This window comes from Chitinimonas arctica (genome assembly GCF_007431345.1).
GTDB classification, from domain to species: Bacteria; Pseudomonadota; Gammaproteobacteria; order Burkholderiales; family Chitinimonadaceae; genus Chitinimonas; species Chitinimonas arctica.
The window spans coordinates 1,341,028-1,359,968 of the sequence record NZ_CP041730.1 but is presented as its reverse complement, the minus strand read 5'-3'; the positions used below and the strand labels follow the sequence as shown (position 1 = coordinate 1,359,968).

Below are 18,941 nucleotides of genomic sequence, written 5' to 3'. Positions count from 1 at the left end.
TATTCTAATATCTATTTTTGATAGATAAGATGGGATTGGTCTCATCAGCTAAGATTGCAAATATGTGCGGCCGCTACAACGTTATCGACAGCCCATGCATGCGTGAGCTCTTCGACACGCTGGGCATCAAGCTTTACCCTGACACGCGGAAGAATATCTGTCCGGGTGGTCAAGGACAGTTTGTCGTTGAACGAGAAGGGCAGCGACAACTTCTGGATGGCATGTGGTCAGCACTTGTACAGGCCAAACCGGATGGCAGCGGTTATCGGCCTCACCCCGATTTCAAGACATTCAACGCACGAAGTGACAGACTAGGTTCCAGCAAGCTTTGGCGACGACTATACGCCTCCCAACGCACCATTGTGCCGGCAAGTGGGTGGCACGAATGGCGTGGTAAGCAGTGCTTCGAATTGAAGCCCTCGGAAGGGGCACTAGCTCTGGGTGGTTTGTATCAGCTGTACGTTTTTGGCAACGAGGTTGTGCCGGCCTACACCATCGTTGCATGCCCGCCTCATCCCGGTTTGGCGCATATTCACGACAATAGCCTGCCCCTGATCTTGCAGCCGGCCGACTTCGATGCATGGCTGGACCCTGCCTGGAAGCATCCTGAAATTTTCCAATCGCTTATGCTGCCAAGGCTAGCGGTGGGGTTGCAGGTCATTCCCATTGATTCGCCTAAGACGCTGGTGCCGATGGGGCAGATTGAGATCGTTGGATCGGACCGATAGGAGCCGTAACCATAAGGTCAATAATTTCATAGCTAAAAGCAGAGTGAATCAACACCCCCCGGGTGTCCCTGCCGATTTACGCCGCCAGCGGCCGGGGGGCAAAGCGAACTGGCCATCCTAGCGCCGCGATGCTGCGTCCCAGTGCTCGGCAATTTTGCCGTTCTCAATCCGGAACATGTCGAACCAAGTGGTGGTGTATTTGCTCCCGGCTTGTTTCGGATCTACCGCTTCGACCACAAAGCTGAGAATGACATAGTCCCCTTCGGCCACGATGGCGACCAGCGGTGCCTTGACGCGCGGGTCGATCGGCTTGGGTTTGGACTGTGCCGCGAAGAACGTGACAAAGGCCGCCCGGCCGGTGGGCACGTTGGGATTGTGCTGGATGTAGGACTCGGCCAGATATTTGTCGGCCAGTTCCATATGACCCGCTTCAAATACCTCGCGCCAAAAATCGTAGACAAGCCGCTTATTGGCGGCCAGGCGGGGTTCGGTACTGGCCAGCAGTTGTTCGTGGTTTGGATTGGCTTGCACGGTAACCTGTGCATGTGAAGCGAAGCTGCAAACCAGCAAGGCGGCAAGTACGGCGGTGGAGAGCACTTTTCTCATGACATTCCCTGGGGTGGTCGACACGGGTAAGGTTGGCGAACGCTTGGCGATACAGCCACGACTGCGCTAACGCAGCGTTATCGGCGACGCATGATGGCATAAGAGTTCAGTGGCACTCCAGAGGCGGGCGCATTTCGTATCTGTGACTGAACTTGTTCGACGACCCGTGCACGAATGGCCACCGCACAAGATCAATTGGGCCATACAACGCCCAATTTGACGTCAAAGTACATAGGAAACCGGGCTGGAAAGCGTGTGAAATCCACCCGCTAAACGACGAATTGCGAAGCAAACCCCAATTTGCGGAACAAAACCCCAATGAAAAAGGCCCAGGGCGATTACGCGCTGGACCTTCTAAGTGCTTGGTACTACTGTATTTTTTGGCGGAGAGGGTGGGATTCGAACCCACGGATACGTTGCCGCATCGCTTGATTTCGAGTCCAGCGTGGTTTCTAGCGTTGGCGCGGGTTACAGGGCGATTTCCGCTTCGCAACTGCGCCGAATTGAACCTTCAAATATCCAATGCCCACGTAGCTGGATGCTAGCTTGCGGAGCAAAAACGGCAGCGCAAGAGGTAACAAAATACTACTTTGCCCCCCTCGGCTAACGAGTTGGTCTAACAGGCTGGTGAGAAACTCCCTGCATCAGTAACTGCGTGGGAAAATCCGACCAGATCAGGGAGGTTTGCTCAGAAAATAGGCGAAAATTGCCTGATTTTTGAACAAAATACTGTATTTCCACAGCTTTCCTGCAGCACAGTGGGACTCTGACGAGTTTCTCACCAGCCTGTTAGTGACTTTACCTGTCATGCGACCTTCCGGCCAGGGAACGCACGCTGAAGTAGCGAGGGGGCGTCGTCCGTGTCTTCGACATAAAAGACTTCTTCGGTGATATCGACCTCGCGCTGGATCTGCATCAGCCGGTCATAGGCTTCTGTTTTGCTCAGGCGGTTACGCGCCGGCGCGATCGATCAAGATGGTTTTGCCGAGGGCTGCGTCCAGGTAGAAGGTGAATTCCACACTGGCCATGCAGTACTGGTTGATCTGGCCGGCATTGACTTTGAACTTGCTAACCTGGCCCATAGGGAAGGTGAAGGCGTAGCCATTGCCGGCGGTATCGACCACGCGAAAACCAAAGCTGGTTTCGGTGTCGTTGTCGTACTTGGCTTTCAGCAAGGCAGCGCCGGCGCTGAAATAGGCTTCCATCGAGATGATGACGACGATGCTGCCCGCCGATACGTCGGCATTGCCCAGCGTGCCCATGGCGGTGGCGTTAATTGGGGAGTTATCGATGCTCAAGCTGAAGGACTTCAGCGTGACGGCGCCTTGTTGCACCAGCTGGTTCGGCGATTGGGTATCACGCCGTGCCTTGCGGGTGGTGCTCTTCTTCGCGCCTTCATAGTGGGCCAGTGCTTGCCGAAAGGTCGCCCGCTTATAGGCGGCCTCGGGGCTGAAGTAGTTCACCAGACTATCGATCAGGTTCATTTAATCCATCCTCGCCACGCTGAAGCCCAGGCCGCCAATGCGCGGCGCCTTACCCGACTCGTTGGCTGCGCGGCCTTCCCATTCGCGGCGGCCGCTGCGGATCTCGGCCAGATTTTCCATGGTCAAGGTACGGCCGTTGAACTGGATGGACTTGCCAAGCAGGATGGCGGCTTCGGCTTCGAGGTACTTATCACGCATTGCGGTGGCGAGGGTCATGGCGTATTCCTTGGGCGGTACCGGCTAGGGTGGCAAAATACCGGTCCAGTTTTAAGGTGCAAAGCTGGAAAATTGGCTACCGGGGTGCGGATTTCGTAGGCCAGGATGCACTCCGCACGCTGGCCACTCGTCATTGGCAGCAAGGTGGCCGACCGTATATTCGAATGTGGAATCTATCTGACGCACCGCTTTGCCAGCGACAGGAGCCACGATGCTAGCTGTGGCGACTCGCGTTTGAAAACGGACGTGCTCGGATTCGACGCGTTTTCCAGCTCGGATTACCTGCAAATGACGCTATGGCCATGCTCACGCTACCTGCAAACGTGCTTGCAATCGATCGCGTCGGTTTGCATTCGACGGCCGCATGCTCGCGCTAATTGCAAATGAAATCGCATGTGCTGACCGGCTGCTTCCGACCCAAACCTGCCGTTCGAACAAGTGCCTATCACACTCGAAAAGTGTTGCGGTTCACTGCAACATATTCTAGTAATAGAATATGAAAACGAACACCCTCTCCGATTGTGAGTTTATTGTGCTGGGCCTTGTCGCGGAGATGCCGCGTCATGGGTATGAGCTCGAGCATGTGATTGAGTCCCGAGGGATGCGCGAGTGGACTGAGATCGCGTTTTCGTCGATCTATTTCGTTCTCGGAAAGCTAGAACGAGCAGACTTTGTGCACGCAGCGTCATCAAATGGGCCAAAAGCTCGCAAGACTTATACGATTTCGCCAGAAGGGCGCGAAGCCTTGATCTCTCGAACAGTCCAGGCTTTAGCTACATGGAAGCCAACGTATTCGTCGGTATCGGTTGGCATGCTTAACTGGAACATTCTGCCGCTCGATCAGGCAATCGATGCTCTGGCGGAGAGAGTGGCGGCCGTGGAATCGGAAATTCGTCGCCTTGAGACAGTACGGCTGCCAGCACAGCCGCAACCAGATTTTGTTGAGTCCTTGTTCGATTTCACAGCCGGGCAGTTGAGGGCCGAACTGGAGTGGATACAGGCCACGATCGCCTACATGCAAACTAAACCCCGGAGGCCTGAATGACAATCGATCTCACACAAGACCGTGCATTGCTGAAACAGCTGTACATGCCTGGAACAGCTGATTTTGAAGCGGCCACCGTGCCAGAATTAATCTATGCAGCAATTGATGGCGTTGGCGGCGCCAACCATGCGGCCATTGGAGCAGCTATTCGAAGCCTCCTCCAGGCCATCCAGCCCATTCGCCGCGAGGCACGTAAAAGGATGGGAAAGAACTTCATCGACGCGCCGGTAGAGCTGCTCTACTGGGCTAACGATCCGGCCCAACTTGCCGATGGCGTGCGCGACAACTGGAACTGGCGGGCGATGATTGTTTTGCCGGCATGGACGACCCAAGAATTGTTTGATCAAGCGGTTCAGGAAGTAAGCTCGCAGCTGGGTCCGCTTCCTGATTCCCTGCGAATAGTTTCATTTGAGGAAGGTCCATGTGTGCAGTTGAGGCATGTAGGCGATGCCGATCGGATAGGTCCACTGCTAGATCAACTGTATCGAACGGTCCTGCCGGATCGTGGGTTAGAGCCTAATGGACCGTATCACGAGATCTACCTCGATGACTGGCAACGAACTGCTCCAGAGAAACGGACGCTGATCCTCCGCCAGCCAGTTCGCCCAATGACGCACTAGTTGTAGCGGCTCAGGTGGTGTGCGCTCACGCTCTGCTTTAGTAATGGAAGGCAGTCTGGGATAGCTCTTTGCCGGCCGGACGCAGTGAGTTGGTTTCCCTGGGCGACGCGGGATGGGTGGAAGCGCGTTTGGCGAGCATCCGACGATATACAGCCAGGTCGCCTTCTCGGCACGATGCCCCCAATGAAACTGCTCTATCGCCAAGCACCAGCCGCCGTGCTCGTCTGGAAATTCTCCTGGGCGAGGTAACCCACAATGCAGCCAGAGACTGGATTCGGCTGGGTGCTCCAGCACGCCACCGTGGTGGCGAATCCAATCCACCGCCTGGATAGCCACGCCTTTTCGTCCGGCCGCCCCTTAGCGAACTGCCTGAGTCGGCCCCACATCCTGCACGGGGGATGAGCGACCAGCGCGCTCCCTCCTGGCCAGCGCCTGGCATCCCTTTCGATGTCCCACACATCCGTGCCCGGCAGTGCTTTGTAATGGCTGTCGGCGCGAGCAAAAAGTACTGCAATCGTCTGATTCATAGGTATTCCACACCTTATTCCGGATGTCTTGCCCGTCCACGCTGGCCAGCAGCATCAGCCCACCGCGCGGCACCCATTGCAGCGGGAACGGCTCGGCGCGCTGCTTCAGCTCGTCGGCGTCGGAACGCTGTACTTCCTGCTCGTAAGCCTCGCCCAGCGTGGTGTTGATAAACGCCTTCAGCTTGGTCATGTCGCCTTCGGCGACCTTGGTCATGGCGGCGAGGAATTCGCGCACGATATCGGACCAACTGGCGGCCGGGCTGTAGGCCGTCCAGACATGCATGGCCACATGGCTAGGTGCGGGCACGACATGGCCGGCCGCGTTGCGGAACACGCCGGCATGGTCGATGGACAGCAAGCCGTCGTCGGACAACCAATCGCCGGACTCGCACACGCGCAGGTATTCGCCCTGGTCGATCAGCGTGGCGCAATGCGGGCAGAGGTGGCGGACGGTTTTGGGGTCTTTGCCGGACCATTTGAAACCATGGCTTTCATCCTTACCGCCCCAGGTGAGGGGGTGTGCTTCGCCGCAACTGGGGCAAGGAATCACAAAGCGGAAGCGCGCGTCGGCCAGCTCGAAGCGCGTGTCGATAATGGAAAAGCCCTTCAGCTTGGGCGTGCTGCCGATAATGATTTTCGGAAACGTTGCCCCCTCTACCCGCTTGGCGGCGAGGGTGAACGGGTCGCCTTCCTTTTCCACATCTGCGTCGAAGCCATCGACTTCGTCGAGGATGGCGTCATCGACTGAAATCCGGCGGTAGTTCTTGGCGGCTTTGCCGCCACGTAGGTGCAACATCGAGCCAAGGAACTTCTTGGCCTGGAGGGTGTTGTCCTTGTGCCGCGCCATGTAGGCGGGGAACACGTCTCTCATGACGGCCACGTCGCGCAACATCGGGTCGAGTTCGGTTTTAACGAATTCGTCGCGGTCTTCGTCGGTCGGCTGCCATAGGGCTTGATTACGCCGCTTGTGGTGGGCGTTGTAGGCCAGCTTGGCCAAGATGATCTTGGTGTAACCGACGCGGGCGGACTTCTTGAGATCGACCTCCCTGATATCGTCGTTCGACATCACTGCCATGATGGCGCGCTGGAACGGCCAGGCCCGCCACTCTTGTTCTACGTAGGACGATTCGGCCGACAGGTAGAAATGCTTGGCCGCCCACGTTTCCAGCGACATGGGCTCGGGCACGCCGAAGGCGGCCAAGCCACGCGCCAGGTGGCTACCGATATCGACTTCGGAGAGGTGGGCGATCTCGGCCAGGTTCACGCCTCGATCTCCACGTCGAGTTCGTCCGGCGCGGACTTGTCGTCGAGCAGGTCGGTCAGCGAGATGGCAGCAGCCAGGTTGCGCACGCGGGCAATCTCGCTGGCGATATGGGTCAGCGCTTCGGCCGGCAAGCCGGGCACGCGGCGACGGATGGCGCCGGGGATGGCATCGAGAATGCCGCCGACCTTATTGCCTGCCTTGGCCAGCACTTCTTCGATCACTACCACCGGTGCCAGCTCGCGGCGGGTCACCCCGGCGTCAATTGATTGATCAGGCTGCAGAACACTTGCCCCCGCAGGGGTTCTGTCTGCCAGTCCGAGCAAAAAATAAAAGCCTGTGCCTCGGTGTAGGTTCTTTGCGAATAAAGGGGAATCTGGAATGTTCATGCATTGGTTTAAATGGCTAGTAGCCGGCAGGGAATTGCGCGAACTGGCCCGCTGGCAAGCCTACGGTGCTGCCGCACCACGGTGGTCTGCGGCATTTCCCGATGACGGCCCCGGCCTAGTTACATTGATGCCGTATCCAATCATCGCGGTAGGAGACGGCATTGAGCGAAAGTTCGAAGGCGGAGCTTCGGCAGAACAAAGTGAGGATGGATGCGCCGCAGCTGCGGTTGCCCGCGAGTTGGGAAAGAGGCTTGTGTGGGTGGCTCGGGAGAGCAGCGAGCGCGCCATGGCAATTGGTCGGAAGGACCGTCAATTGCAGATTGCGAATAACCGCATTGCCGAGTTGGAAGGCCAGGTCATTGAATACAAGCGGGCGCTTAACAGGCTGGTGAGAAACTCGTCGGAGTCCCACTGTACTGCAGGAAAACTGCGGAAATACGGGATTTTGTTCAAGAATCAGGCAATTTTCGCCTATTTCTTGAGCAAGCCTCCCTGATCTGGTCAGATTTTCCCACGCAGTCGCTGATGCCGGGAGTTTCTCACCAGCCTGCTAAAGCCTCTCGGACCCAAAAGGACAATTTGACGCAGTTGGAGTACCTACTGATGTTTTTTGACGATGAGAAAAGCGTTATAGGTGAAATAAGGCCAATCCACGTTTCCCAATACTTAGAGTGGCGAAACAAGTACGCGATTGAAAAAGCAAAGGAAAAGAACCCGCGCGCGAAGGTGGCCATTACCACCGGACAGATTGCGGCCAATCGCGAAAAGGCATTGTTCAGTCACATATGGAATAAAGCGCGTTTATGGGGATATACCGATCTTGCCAACCCTTGCCAAGGGATAGAAGGGTTCCAAGAGAAGGGGCGCGATATCTACGTAGATGATGCTGCCTTCAAAGCAATTTGGGACGAAGCTGACCAGCCGCTACGCGATGCGCTAGATTTGGCGCTACTCACCGGCCAGCGGCCTGCGGATTTGCTGAAGATGTCGGAGACCGACATTCGGGACGGGGCAATCTGGGTGCAGCAGAACAAGACCGGCACGAAATTACGCATTTCTATCGCGGGTGAGTTGCAATTGTTGTTGGAGCGCATCATAGCCAGGAAGCAGGCACACAGGGTTCGCAGCTTACGGTTGCTGATCGACAAAGATGGAACGCCGATGGTGGCGAGCACGCTGCGGTCAAAGTTTGAGCGAGCCCGTGCGCGGGCTGGGCAAACTTGGCAATTCCGAGATCTGCGCGCAAAGGCCGCTACGGAAAACGACATGTCCGGCGGCATGGACGCGGCACAGGATCAACTCGGCCATACCACACCCTCAATGACCGCAAAATATGTCAGAAATCGGGCCGGGAAGCTGGTAAAACCGACGCGCTAGCGGGCGTTTTGCGGACCAGACAGGTTTTTGCGGACCAAGAATGCCATGAAAAAGGCCCAGGGCGATAACGCGCTGGGCCTTCTAAGTGCTTGGTACTACTGTATTTTTTGGCGGAGAGGGTGGGATTCGAACCCACGGATACGTTGCCGCATCGCCTGATTTCGAGTCAGGTACATTCGACCACTCTGCCACCTCTCCGTCTCGAAGGCGCGCATTATCTCTACCTGTAACGGTAGTGTCAACCCATATCAAAAACTCCCAGGCATGGCACAATCGTGCCAACCAGGGAGATGACGTACGCATGTTGCGCAGATTGTTGTGGATCACGCTGGGGCTGTTGGCAGCCTGCACGCCCGAACCGGTCGAACCCGAGGTTCGGCCCGTCGCGTCTTTGCGCGAAACGGGCGAGCTGGTGGTGCTGATACGCAATGGCGCGACCAGCCTCTATGTGGATGCCGAGGGCAAGTACGCCGGGCTCGATTACGACCTGGTCACCCGCTTTGCCGAAGAGCTGGGCGTAAAGGTGAAGTTCGTGATTGCGCCACGGGTGTCGGAGATGCCGGGGCGCATGATCCTGCACGAGGCTCACCTCGGGGTGGGCATGGTGCGGCGGGAGCGGCAGGGATTGCAGTTTGGGCCGGCGTATACCAGCCAGCAGCCCGTCCTGGTCTATCGTAGCGCCGATCCGCGTCCCGCGAGCCTGGGTGCGCTTGGGGATGGCGTGTTGATGGTCTCGGGGCTATTCGCACCGACCATGCGGAATATGCGGGCCAGCTATCCCAAATTGCGTTGGAGCGAGGCACGGCATCAGGATACCGAGGAGCTGATCGAGAAGGTCGATAGCGGCCTGATCGACTACGCCATCGTGGATACGCAAGGGCTTGAGCTGGCGCAAAACTTTCATCCCGGTGTGGCGGTGGCTTTTCCGGTGGCGGATGCGCTGCCGTTCGCCTGGGCTTGGCCAGCGGATGCGCCCCAGGAGCTGGGCAAGCAGGCCAAGGAGTTTTTCGAGCGCATACGCAAGGACGGTACGCTGGCACGTCTGCTGGATCGTTACTACGGCCACGCCAACCGGCTGCAGCCGGTGGATGCCACCACCTTTCTCAGCCGTCGGCTGACGGTGTTGCCGAAGTATCGGCGCTACTTTATGGATGCCGAGGCGCAGTACGGCATTGATTGGCGCATGTTGGCCGCGCTCAGCTATCAGGAGTCGCATTGGGATGCGTATGCCGTCAGTGATTACGGCGTGCGTGGCTTGATGATGCTGACCACCGATACGGCCGATAGATTGGGCGTGACGAACCGGCTGGATCCGGAGCAAAGCGTGAGTGGCGGCGCGAAATATGTCGCCATGCTGAAGGATAGGCTGGCCGTGCGCATTGCCGAGCCGGACCGGACGTGGATTGCGCTGGCCAGCTACAACATCGGCGTAGCGCACCTGGAGGATGCGCGCGTACTCGCGCAGCGCGGGGGCAAGAATCCGGATAGCTGGAGTGATTTGAAGACGGTTATTCCCTTGCTACGCAATTACGAGTACTTCAGCACTTTGAAGTATGGGTTTGCGCGGGGAGGGGAGACGGTGATCTTTGTCGAGAATGTGCGCAGCTACTACGACATCCTGGTGCGCTTCGAGAAGCCGCTTAAGCTGATGTTCCCGCCCTTCAACGAACAAGTGACGGTGGCAAACCCGGAGGGTGTGCGCTTGGGCATTGCGGGGCGTGGCAAATAGGATGGACGGCTAAAGGCGGTGGGCAAAAAAAAGCGCCGGGGAGGGGGCCGGCGCTTCCAGCTGCGATGTGTTCTCCGTAGGCTAACCTCGCACCGGGACTCGTTTTGAACAAGCCGCGCAACCGGAGCGAAACGCGTGCTGAAAATGCATGCCGCGTATGGGCAGACTGGCCGGATCGAGCATCGACCCGCGCTTGGCCCGCCGTGAATACTCTTGCGTATGCCAAACCTGTGGCGATTATCTTGTGAGCAATGTGCCGAGTGGCAGGTCTACTGGACACACAGGTCGCCAGTAAAGCGGGTGGCGACGGTGCTAATTTAACCGAAATTAAACCAAAGTCAAGAAAAAGTTAACTTCAGTTGTTAAATTATTGTGTCCAATGCCCGGGGGTCTAGCCGGCGCGCCAGAAAACGCGACCGAGCACCTTGAGCTTGTCCAGCTCCTCGCCCTTGAGTTCCAACGAAGAGAAACTTGGGTTGGAGGACCGCAGGCGTATGCCGTCCTGTAGACGATCGACGTACTTGATAAACAGTTCCGCCCCCACCATCAAGGCATAGATCTCGCCATCCACGATCCTGCTATCGGTGGTGTCGATCAGTACGGTATCGCCGTCGCCCAGCGCCGGCTCCATGGAGCGGCCATCGACGCGCAGGGCGCGGCTATGGTCGGCTTTGTGTTGGCGGAAGGGGAAGAAGGTGGGATGGAACAGTAGGGATTCTTGCTCCGCCCGTTCCGTCCAGATCAAAGCATCGCTATCGGTGGGCAGTTCGACATCGTAACTGCTCACTTTCACATAACTTTGCTGCGCATGGGCATAGTCGGCCCTGGGGGCGGCGACGCTGCGTATCGGGCCCTTGCCGGTCGAAAGCCATTGCTCGTTGACGCCAAGCCAGTTCGCCACCTTGTGGGCATATTCCGAGCGCATCGATTTGGTGCGGCCGTCGTACCATTTTTCGGCGGCCTGATAGCTCACGCCGGCAGCCTTGGCCAAATCGGGAATCGTTACCCTATGAGGTAACTCCAACATGGCTTGCTTTAACCTGTGTTCAAGAGTATTCATGACACAAAAGGGTATCGACGTTTGATGCAATGGAGGTTGTGCAGTTATTGAACGAAAATTGAATTTAGCAAGATAATCCTCACGTGCATGGGCGAACAGCCTCCCGCTGGGGAGGCGCTGCGTAGATGTGGATACTGAACGCTCGGTGCCAGCGATTGCCTGGTCTCGCTACACCTTAGTGAGGGATACTTCTTGTTTTCGGACCAGCATGCGTAGGGCTTATTGCTCCACCAGTTCCACACGCCGATTCTTCGCCCGGCCAGCCTCGTCGGCATTGGTCTGTAGCGGTGCCAGATTGGCCACCCCGCGAGCCTGCAGCCGTTTTGCGTCGATGCCGAATTCCCGCACCAGGGTGGCGACAAGCGCCTCGGCCCGTTTTTGCGACAAGGCCAGGTTGGCGTCGAAGCCACCTTGGTTGTCGGTATGGCCCACCACAAAGACCCGCAGCTTCGCGTTCTGCCGCAGCAGCTTGGCCATTTCTTCCAGCTGGGGGGCGGACTCAGGCTTCAGTTCGGCGCGACCGGTATCGAAATAGATGCCATACAGGGCGATCTTGCCGCTGCCGGCCAAACCTTGCTTCAACGCGCCGGCGTCGATCTTGACCAGGCCGGTATCGACCGGCTTGGTTTCCAGGACGAACTGGAACACCCCGGCTTGCTCGGCGCCGGCATAGCCCGGCGTAACGAAGATGGCGGCATAGACATCGCCCGCCGGGCGCTTGAGCCGGGCCGAGACGAAATAGCTCGGATTGTCGGTCCACTCGACCGAAGGGGCTTTTTCCGACCAGAGATCATTGAGCCGTCGGGCCAGCAGATCCTGGGCATAGCGGTTCTGGCCGGTAATCTTGCGCTTCTCGCAGTTGCTGGTCTCGCAGCTATACAGCAGTTCGAAGCCGCCCTGTTTGAGCGCCTGCTCGTAGTTGCGGAAAACTTCGAGCGGGGTGCGCTTGGCTGGCGCCAGGTAATTGCTCGCCGTGAGTTTGCCGCCCGCTTTTTGCTCGCCAAAGCGCCGGCCGCTGTCTGCGGGCGGTAGTTTGGCGCTTTGGATGATTTCGATCTCTGCGTATTCCTCCTGCGCAAAGGCATTGAGCGTGGCACCGGCATAGCGGCTGATCAGCGGGTGATCCTTGCCGCCGGCAAGATCGGCGGCAGCGACTATCGCGTGCGGGCCGGCCAGCATACCCACCAGCAAGGCGGACAGAACTTGCGTGCGCATTGTTGCTCCTCATGGCTATATCGGCTCGGCGTCTTGCCGGAGCACGGCCAGCCGCTGTCCCGACCGGAAAGTCGCGACAGGGCATGACGAGAGGATAGAAGCACGTCCGCGCGATATTGTTCAAGCCAACTTCTCACGTCTCCCAAGTTTGCGATTGCCTGTTGCCCATCCCTGCCGGCGCTATGCCGTGGAACGCTGCCAGCTTCCCGTTTTGCCGCCGTGTTTTTCCAGCAAGCGGACCGCCTCGATTTCCATGCCGCGATCGACTGCCTTCAGCATGTCGTAGATAGTCAACAGGGCGACCGTTACCGCGCTCATGGCTTCCATCTCCACACCGGTGCGGCCGACCGTTTCGGCTGTGGCGGTGCAGGCCACCGTGGCATCGTCCGCCTGCAGATCGAACGCCAATGCCACGTGGGTCAAGGGGATGGGGTGGCAAAGCGGGATCAGTTCCCCGGTGCGCTTGGCCGCCATGATGCCGGCCAGCCGTGCCACACCCAGCACATCGCCCTTGTCGGCGCCGCCGGCCTGCAGCAGGGCGAAGGTACTGGCCTGCATGCGGATGCGGCCGCCGGCGATCGCGATGCGGCGGGTTTCCGGCTTGGCGGCGATATCCACCATATGGGCTTGGCCGGCGGCGTCGAAATGGCTTAGTGGCTGCATGGCAGGGGCTCGCCGGCGGCGAGATCCGCTGCCGTATTGAAATTGTTGAAATCGGCCGCTTCGGCGAAGTGGACCGGTACCGCGGCGGCCGTCACCAGCCAATCCAGCACGCGGCGGCGTCCGCTGTCGAGGTAGCCCGCCAAGGGTTCGAGCAGCGAGCGGTGCACCAGGCAGCAGGCGGGTTGGGGACCGGCAGCCGTGGTGACATAGGCAGCCTTGGCATTGCCCAGGCTGGCCGCGTTCATGAGCCGCTCGGCCAGGTTGTTGGGCAGCTGCGGTGTGTCGCAGGGCAGGCATAGCAGCCAATCGGCCTGGCAGGCTTGCAAGGCGGTTTCGATGCCGGCCAAAGGGCCGTCGAAGCCGTCGCGCCGGTCGGCCAGTACCGGCCAGCCGGCCTCGGCGTAGCGCTGGTCATTGCGATTGGCGCTGATGGCGATGCGCAGCGGGGCACGGCTTTGCTGCACGAGTTTGGCCAGCATATGGCGGAACAGAGGGCGGCCGCGCCATTCGGCCAGGCCCTTGTCGCGCCCGTCCATTCGGCTGCCTCGGCCGCCGGCCAGGATCACCGCCTGGTAGTTGAGTTCAATCATGATCGTCATTGCCATATTGTTCGCTTACCACTTGGTGCCAGCGATCCGCTGCGCTGACATCGCCCACACGGGCATCCACCCAGCGGGGCCCGGCCGGCGTCCATTCCTTTTTCCAGAAGGGCGCGCGGGTTTTGAGGTAATCCATGATGAAAGTACTGGCTTCGAAGGCCGCGTGGCGATGCGCGCTGGCCACCAGGACCAGCACGATGCGATCGCCCGGCCGTAGCCGGCCGACGCGATGCACGATGCGAACCGCATGCAGCGGCCAACGCACGGCGGCCTCTTCGGCTATGCCGGTCAGGGCTTTTTCGGTCATGCCGGGGTAGTGTTCCAATTCCAGCGCCACCACGTCGTCGGCCAGGTTGAGATCGCGTACCAAGCCGACAAAGCTGACCATGGCGCCTATGCCGCGATCGCCTTGGCTGAGGTGCTGATGCTCGTTCGCCAGGTTGAAGTCATCCGTCTGCACGGTGATGTGGATCGATGCCTGCGGCAGGGTTTCCATTCAGCCTCCCGTGACCGGGGGAAATACCGCGACTTCCGCGCCGTCGTGCAGGAGCGCGCTGAAGTCCACCAGCTCCTGGTCCAGCGCGACCCTGAACACCCGCCCGGAAGCGAGTTCGTCCGCCCAGACATCGCCACGGCCGGCAAGATGGCTAAGCAGGCCGGCGACCGTCTGCACGCCGCGAGGCACGTCCAGGTCTTCCCCGTCCAGTTCGAAACGCTCGCGCAGGCGAGCGAAATACAATAGCTTGATCTGCATAGAAGTCATCGGCTCATAAAAACAGGATTGAATTGGCCGCGGCGATCGCGCGGTGCTAGCCCGTCAATTGTTCCAGGGGTAGGTAGCGTACGCTGTCGCCGGTTTCGATACGTCCACCGGCGGGCACATCGACCAGGCCGTCCGCCCAGGCGAGCCCGCTCATCACCGCCGAACCTTGGCTGGGATAAAGCTGCGCGAGCAGCCTGCCGTCGTCCCCTCCGACCAGCCTGGCCCGCAAAAATTCACGGCGCTGGCCGGCGCCTGGCCAGGCGAAGTCGGCCGGGACATGGATGGCTCTGGGTGCGGACACATCGGCGCCCATGCGTTTAAGCAGAAACGGTCGCGCCAGCAGCACAAAGGTCAGAAAGGCGCTGACAGGATTGCCCGGCAGGCCGATAAAGTCGGCCTGGCCCAGCTTGCCGAAGGCCAGCGGCTTGCCGGGCTTGATGGCGATGCGCCACAGGTCGAGGCGGCCCAGTGCCGAAACGGCTGCCTTGACATGGTCTTCCTCTCCCACCGATACCCCGCCGCAACTGATGACCACATCGTTTTCCGAGGCGGCCAGGCGCATTGCCGCGACGGTAGCCTCGTAGGTATCGACCACCTTGCCGTAGTCGCGTACCCGGCAGCCGAGCCGGGCCAGCAGGGTGGCGATGGCGAACTGGTTGGAATTGTAGACGCCTCCCGGCGGCAGGGGCTGGCCGGGCTGTACCAGCTCATCGCCGGTACAGAGCAGGCCGACCCGCAACCGCGTCCGGACGGTCAGGTGGGCAATGCCGATGGAGGCGGCCAAGGCCAGATGCTGCGGCGCCAGGACCTGGCCGGCTGCAATAACGGTGTCGGCCAGGGCGATATCCTCGCCGACATGGCGGATATGCTGGCCGTTCCTGATTGACGCCAGCAACCGGACCGTATCGCCGTCCGCCTGGGTGTCTTCCTGCGGCACCACGGCGTTGCAGCCTGCCGGTACCGGTGCGCCGGTAAAGATACGGGCGGCGCTGCCTGGCGCCAGGGGCAGCCCCTGGCTGCCGGCGGCGATACGCTGTACCACCGGCAGGCTGATCGGAATGGCATCGAAATCGGCCAGGTGAACGGCATAGCCGTCCATCGCGCTGTTGTCGAAGGCCGGCACCGCGATGGGCGCGACCAGGGCCTGGGCCAGCACTCGGCCGTCGCAGTCGGCCAAGGCCAGGGATTCGCAGTCGCCGGTATGTTCGGACGGCGTTTCTGCCGCGGCCAGCAGGCTGGCCAGGGCGGTATCGAAGCTCATTAACATGCCTGGTACACTCGCTTGGTTCAATTCGCCGGGATGAAGGGATTGGACAAGGTAATTGCGGGATCGATCCAACCCTACACCAAGGCATGAAGCAGGGCGAGTGTGTGCGTAGTTGGCTGGATCAAAGCCGTTGATTTTGTTATGGTGTTGCCGTGCTGCGGTCGTATGGGCGGGGATTCCGCCTGCAGCCTGCAAGAACCGTCCGAGCAATCGGGCCCCTTGCCGCCGGAAAGGCGGTTTTTCAGCCGGGAGGATTTCCCATGTCTCAGCGCGTTATCACGCTGGCGCACTACTATACCGCGCCAGAAATCCAGCGAATGGCCGACAAGGTCGGCGACAGCCTGGAACTCTCTCTCTATGCCCGCGATGCCCAGGCCGACATCATTGTCTTTGCCGGCGTGCGGTTCATGGCGGAGACGGCCAAGATTCTCAATCCGAATGCCACCGTGATCCTGCCGGATGCCGGCTCGACCTGCTCGCTGGTGACGCAGACCGATGTAAAGCGGCTCAAAGCCTGGCGCGAACGCTATCCGGACCATGTGCATGTGTCGTATATCAACAGTTCCGCCGAGCACAAGGCGCTCAGCGACTGGATCGTCACCAGCCGGAACGTGGACGATATCATTGCCCACCTGTATGCCCAGGGTAAACAGGTGATCTTCTCGCCGGACCGCAATATGGGTGCTTACCTGAACTATCAGTACGGCTACGATATGCCGCTCTGGTCGGCGGTATGCGAGGTGCACGATAAATTCAACGAGCAGGCCCTGAACCAGGGCATGGCGGCCGTGGACGGCCCCAGCTATCTGATCGCCCATCCGGAAAGCCCGCTGCCGGTGCTGAAGCGCGCCGACTATGTGGGCTCCACCTCGGGCATGCTCAACTGGATCAAGTCTTTCGATCGAGAGCCCGACGCGACCATTTTTGTCGCGACCGAAGACGGCATTCTCTACAACATGGGCTTGGCCAGGCCGGACTTGAAGATCGTGCAGGCGCCGATCTATGCCGGTTGCCAGTGTAACCAGTGCCCCTATATGAAGTTGAACAATGTCGAGCGGGTCCAGCGTGCCCAGGCAGGCGAGGGGACCGTGATCGACTACCTGACGCCCGAGCAGATGGACGCTGCCCGCCTGCCCATCGAGCGCATGCTGGCCTTCAGCGAGGCGCAGGCAAGGGAAGCCGCCATGGAAAAGCCACTGGCGGTCGCAGTCTGAGGCTTTTCTCTTGGCCATCGGCCGGGTAGTGTGCCGTTCGGGCCGGTAAGGCCGGCCCGTTTGTCCTTGCCGCTTCTCAACCAGAATCATGGCCATGCGCGAATTCGACTACCTGATCTTCATCGGCCGTTTCCAGCCCTTTCATAATGGCCACCTATGGACGCTGCAGCACGCGCTGGAGCGGGCCGACAAAGTAATCGTGCTATGCGGCTCGGCGCGCCAGGCCCGCTCGCCCAACCATCCGTGGACGGTGGACGACCGCGAGGCGCTGATCCGCATGTCGCTGCCGGAAGAGGTGGGGCGGCGGGTGTTCGTGGTGGGGATCTCCGACCGCATGTACAACGACCAGCAATGGCTGACCGAAGTACAGAACCTGGTGGATCGGGTCATCGCGGTGGACAATTCCGACGTGGGCAGCCGCCAGGCGCAATTCCGTATCGGCATCGTCGGGCCGCCCCGGGGCGCCAAGAAGGGCAATGCCGAGTACCTGGACCTGTTTCCGCAGTGGCAACGGGTCGAAGCGCCGGAATTACCCGATGTCCACGCTTCGCGCATCCGCCATGCCTTTTTCGACCCGGAGCGGGCCGACGACTGGCCCGCCTGCGCCAATCTCTTGCCTGCGCCGGTTTTCGCCAGCCTGGATGCATTCCGCCAGACCGAGACCTTCGCCAATCTGCAGGGCGAGTACCTATTCGTCAAACGCTACCGGCAAAGCTGGGCCGCCGCGCCCTATCCGCCCACCTTTGTCCAGGTCGATGCCGTGGTGATCCACTCTGGCCACGTATTGTTGGTGCGGCGCCGTTCGCCGCCCGGCAAGGGCTTGTGGGCTTTGCCCGGCGGGTTCGTGCATCCGGACGAGCGCATCAAGGACGCGGTGATACGCGAATTGAAGGAAGAAAGCCGTCTCAAGGTCCCCGCGCCGGTACTGGCCGGTTCCATCCGTGCCAACCGCGTATTCGACCACCCGCAGCGTTCGCTGCGCGGCCGTACCATCACCCATGCCTATCTGATCGAGCTGGCTCCCACCAGCGAAGGCCTGCCCAAGGTCCGCGGCGACGAGGATACCGAACGAGCCAAGTGGGTGCCGCTATTCGAGTTCAACCGCATGGAAGAGCAGTTGTTCGAAGATCACTTCTATATCGTCAATTGGTTTTTGGGGCAGGTTTGAGGCTTGCACGAGGGCTTGCAGGACCTTAAAAAGGTAGGCTTGGGTTTTTTCGGTCCCCACGTCCGGGAGCTTGTAGGAATTTTGCAACGCTGCCTTCCCGCACCTCCTTATGCGTTCCAGGTAAATACTTCAACGGCTTTTGCCGACTTCCCCTGAGAGCAAGCTGCAGCTTGGTTTTCAGTCCACTCGACCGCCGAGTTCCCGTGCGGATTCCTGATAGCATCGCGCGCCCTGAATGCCTGGGGCGAGTCGCCAAGGCGAGACCATCGTCTGGTTTGTTCCTGCGCGCTGAAATCACGGGAAGCATTTTCAATGAAGTTCCTAATACGAGGCAGTAAGCGGCGCAAGTACGCCATGGTGGCCATCTCCTTATTGCTGATGGCCTATGGGGCTTGGTGCGTACTCGAGTACCACTGGTTCAAGGGCCGCTTACCGGCTCGAATCGGTGTGACCTATCCATTGAGTATCAGCGGCCACTCCGGCATGCGTGAAGGTTGCGGGGCGGCGATTTTCCGGATGTCCGACGCCACCGCGGCTTCGGTATCGCGGGAAGGCATCCGCTTTCTTGCGGGGGCGACCCAGGCGCGTGCTGTATCGAGCCCCTACGGGACTTATCGGCCCTGGCAGGAAACGCCGGTACCGGCGGACTGGACAAGCGACGGCACCTGGTCCGGCTTGGACTGTTCGTCGGCGAATCGCTGGCTGCTCCGAAAGATCCTCGACGCCGCAGGGGAGAAAGGCAGTTATTACACGACCAAACCGGAAGGCTCGATCCTTATCATCCCGGCACACAAATTGGTTGTGTTTTCCTACTTCGGTTAGCGGTGATTCGGCACTGGTCAGGACGAAGTCAATTCGCGGTAATACCCCCTAAACGCCCGGACATCCAGCTGGGCGTTAACTTTTTCAAAGGAATAGAAGTTGAGCTTGATTGTTAATGCAACCGAAATGACCAATATGTATAATTTTTTTGGTTCACGCACTCGGCCGACAATTATAACGGACGATAT

Annotated in this window: 21 protein-coding genes and 1 tRNA gene; 9 read left to right on the top strand and 13 right to left on the bottom strand. The window is 59.5% G+C overall.

The features are described 5' to 3' along the window. Positions 1-29 precede the first annotated feature (29 nt). Positions 30-728: an SOS response-associated peptidase gene (locus FNU76_RS06010; protein WP_308418617.1), complete on the top strand. Its 699-nt coding sequence runs from the start codon at positions 30-32 to the stop codon at positions 726-728. A 117-nt stretch (positions 729-845) separates the two neighbouring features. Here the strand turns inward: FNU76_RS06010 and FNU76_RS06005 are convergent, their stop codons facing one another. The 3 genes from FNU76_RS06005 to FNU76_RS05995 form a co-directional block, all read right to left on the bottom strand. Beyond that, positions 846-1,334 (bottom strand): nuclear transport factor 2 family protein, encoded by a 489-nt coding sequence (locus FNU76_RS06005; RefSeq protein WP_143856864.1) that lies wholly within the window; start codon positions 1,332-1,334, stop codon positions 846-848. Between the two features lie 950 nt (positions 1,335-2,284). Then, positions 2,285-2,818 (bottom strand): phage tail tube protein, encoded by a 534-nt coding sequence (locus FNU76_RS06000; protein ID WP_143856863.1) that lies wholly within the window; start codon positions 2,816-2,818, stop codon positions 2,285-2,287. Continuing rightward, complete coding sequence (locus FNU76_RS05995) at positions 2,819-3,034, bottom strand: DUF6148 family protein (RefSeq protein WP_143856862.1); 216 nt, start codon at positions 3,032-3,034, stop codon at positions 2,819-2,821. It abuts the gene before it with no gap. Positions 3,035-3,530: 496 nt separating this feature from the next. Here FNU76_RS05995 and FNU76_RS05990 point away from each other — a divergent pair, with 496 nt between their 5' ends. Both FNU76_RS05990 and FNU76_RS05985 read left to right on the top strand, forming a co-directional pair. Further along, positions 3,531-4,079 (top strand): PadR family transcriptional regulator, encoded by a 549-nt coding sequence (locus FNU76_RS05990; protein ID WP_143856861.1) that lies wholly within the window; start codon positions 3,531-3,533, stop codon positions 4,077-4,079. Then, positions 4,076-4,699: a GyrI-like domain-containing protein gene (locus FNU76_RS05985; protein WP_143856860.1), complete on the top strand. Its 624-nt coding sequence runs from the start codon at positions 4,076-4,078 to the stop codon at positions 4,697-4,699. Before FNU76_RS05990 ends, FNU76_RS05985 begins: the two co-directional genes overlap by 4 nt. A 357-nt stretch (positions 4,700-5,056) precedes the next feature. On the opposite strand, the gene FNU76_RS05975 is transcribed toward FNU76_RS05985, so the two are convergent. Together FNU76_RS05975 and FNU76_RS05970 are read right to left on the bottom strand one after the other, a co-directional pair. After that, positions 5,057-6,490 (bottom strand): terminase gpA endonuclease subunit, encoded by a 1,434-nt coding sequence (locus tag FNU76_RS05975; RefSeq protein ID WP_223879244.1) that lies wholly within the window; start codon positions 6,488-6,490, stop codon positions 5,057-5,059. Continuing rightward, a complete protein-coding gene (locus FNU76_RS05970; RefSeq protein WP_143856859.1) occupies positions 6,487-6,741 on the bottom strand; it encodes a terminase small subunit in 255 nt (84 codons plus the stop codon). The genes FNU76_RS05975 and FNU76_RS05970 overlap by 4 nt, the downstream gene beginning before the upstream one ends. Before the next feature lie 127 nt (positions 6,742-6,868). Between FNU76_RS05970 and FNU76_RS05965 the strand changes: the two genes are divergently transcribed. Then, a complete protein-coding gene (locus tag FNU76_RS05965) occupies positions 6,869-7,372 on the top strand; it encodes a hypothetical protein (RefSeq protein WP_143856858.1) in 504 nt (167 codons plus the stop codon). Between the two features lie 107 nt (positions 7,373-7,479). Continuing rightward, positions 7,480-8,253 (top strand): tyrosine-type recombinase/integrase, encoded by a 774-nt coding sequence (locus FNU76_RS05960; protein ID WP_223879243.1) that lies wholly within the window; start codon positions 7,480-7,482, stop codon positions 8,251-8,253. Between the two features lie 108 nt (positions 8,254-8,361). Here FNU76_RS05960 and FNU76_RS05955 read toward each other — a convergent pair. Continuing rightward, positions 8,362-8,451, bottom strand: a tRNA-Ser gene (locus FNU76_RS05955). A 103-nt stretch (positions 8,452-8,554) separates the two neighbouring features. On the opposite strand from FNU76_RS05955, the gene mltF reads away from it, so the two are divergent. Next, entirely contained in the window at positions 8,555-9,982 is a 1,428-nt protein-coding gene (gene mltF / locus FNU76_RS05950) for a membrane-bound lytic murein transglycosylase MltF (RefSeq protein ID WP_143856856.1), read from the top strand. A 391-nt stretch (positions 9,983-10,373) separates the two neighbouring features. Here the strand turns inward: mltF and FNU76_RS05945 are convergent, their stop codons facing one another. From FNU76_RS05945 to FNU76_RS05915, 7 genes are all read right to left on the bottom strand, one after another. After that, a complete protein-coding gene (locus FNU76_RS05945; RefSeq protein WP_179958369.1) occupies positions 10,374-11,009 on the bottom strand; it encodes a S24 family peptidase in 636 nt (211 codons plus the stop codon). Positions 11,010-11,261: 252 nt separating this feature from the next. Continuing rightward, the gene (locus FNU76_RS05940) at positions 11,262-12,257 is read right to left on the bottom strand and encodes an OmpA family protein (protein ID WP_143856854.1); all 996 of its coding nucleotides are present in this window, start codon (positions 12,255-12,257) and stop codon (positions 11,262-11,264) included. Between the two features lie 180 nt (positions 12,258-12,437). After that, on the bottom strand, positions 12,438-12,920 hold the full coding sequence (moaC, locus tag FNU76_RS05935; RefSeq protein ID WP_143856853.1) for a cyclic pyranopterin monophosphate synthase MoaC: 483 nt from the start codon (positions 12,918-12,920) through the stop codon (positions 12,438-12,440). Next, positions 12,908-13,519 carry a molybdenum cofactor guanylyltransferase MobA gene (mobA, locus tag FNU76_RS05930; RefSeq protein ID WP_179958368.1) on the bottom strand — a complete coding sequence of 204 codons (612 nt, stop codon included), beginning with the start codon at positions 13,517-13,519 and terminating at the stop codon, positions 12,908-12,910. The genes moaC and mobA overlap by 13 nt, the downstream gene beginning before the upstream one ends. Further along, on the bottom strand, positions 13,503-14,015 hold the full coding sequence (gene moaE / locus FNU76_RS05925) for a molybdopterin synthase catalytic subunit MoaE (RefSeq protein WP_143856851.1): 513 nt from the start codon (positions 14,013-14,015) through the stop codon (positions 13,503-13,505). The genes mobA and moaE overlap by 17 nt, the downstream gene beginning before the upstream one ends. Then, complete coding sequence (gene moaD, locus FNU76_RS05920) at positions 14,016-14,273, bottom strand: molybdopterin converting factor subunit 1 (protein ID WP_143856850.1); 258 nt, start codon at positions 14,271-14,273, stop codon at positions 14,016-14,018. A 55-nt stretch (positions 14,274-14,328) separates the two neighbouring features. Further along, positions 14,329-15,543, bottom strand: coding sequence for a molybdopterin molybdotransferase MoeA (locus tag FNU76_RS05915; RefSeq protein WP_223879242.1), 1,215 nt, complete (start codon positions 15,541-15,543; stop codon positions 14,329-14,331). A gap of 266 nt (positions 15,544-15,809) precedes the next feature. On the opposite strand from FNU76_RS05915, the gene nadA reads away from it, so the two are divergent. The 3 genes from nadA to FNU76_RS05900 all read left to right on the top strand — a co-directional run bounded on the left by nadA (position 15,810) and on the right by FNU76_RS05900 (position 18,753). Beyond that, positions 15,810-16,763 carry a quinolinate synthase NadA gene (gene nadA / locus FNU76_RS05910; RefSeq protein ID WP_143856848.1) on the top strand — a complete coding sequence of 318 codons (954 nt, stop codon included), beginning with the start codon at positions 15,810-15,812 and terminating at the stop codon, positions 16,761-16,763. A gap of 94 nt (positions 16,764-16,857) precedes the next feature. After that, on the top strand, positions 16,858-17,931 hold the full coding sequence (locus tag FNU76_RS05905; RefSeq protein WP_143856847.1) for a bifunctional nicotinamide-nucleotide adenylyltransferase/Nudix hydroxylase: 1,074 nt from the start codon (positions 16,858-16,860) through the stop codon (positions 17,929-17,931). A gap of 354 nt (positions 17,932-18,285) precedes the next feature. Then, entirely contained in the window at positions 18,286-18,753 is a 468-nt protein-coding gene (locus FNU76_RS05900) for a hypothetical protein (RefSeq protein WP_143856846.1), read from the top strand. Positions 18,754-18,941: the final 188 nt, after the last annotated feature.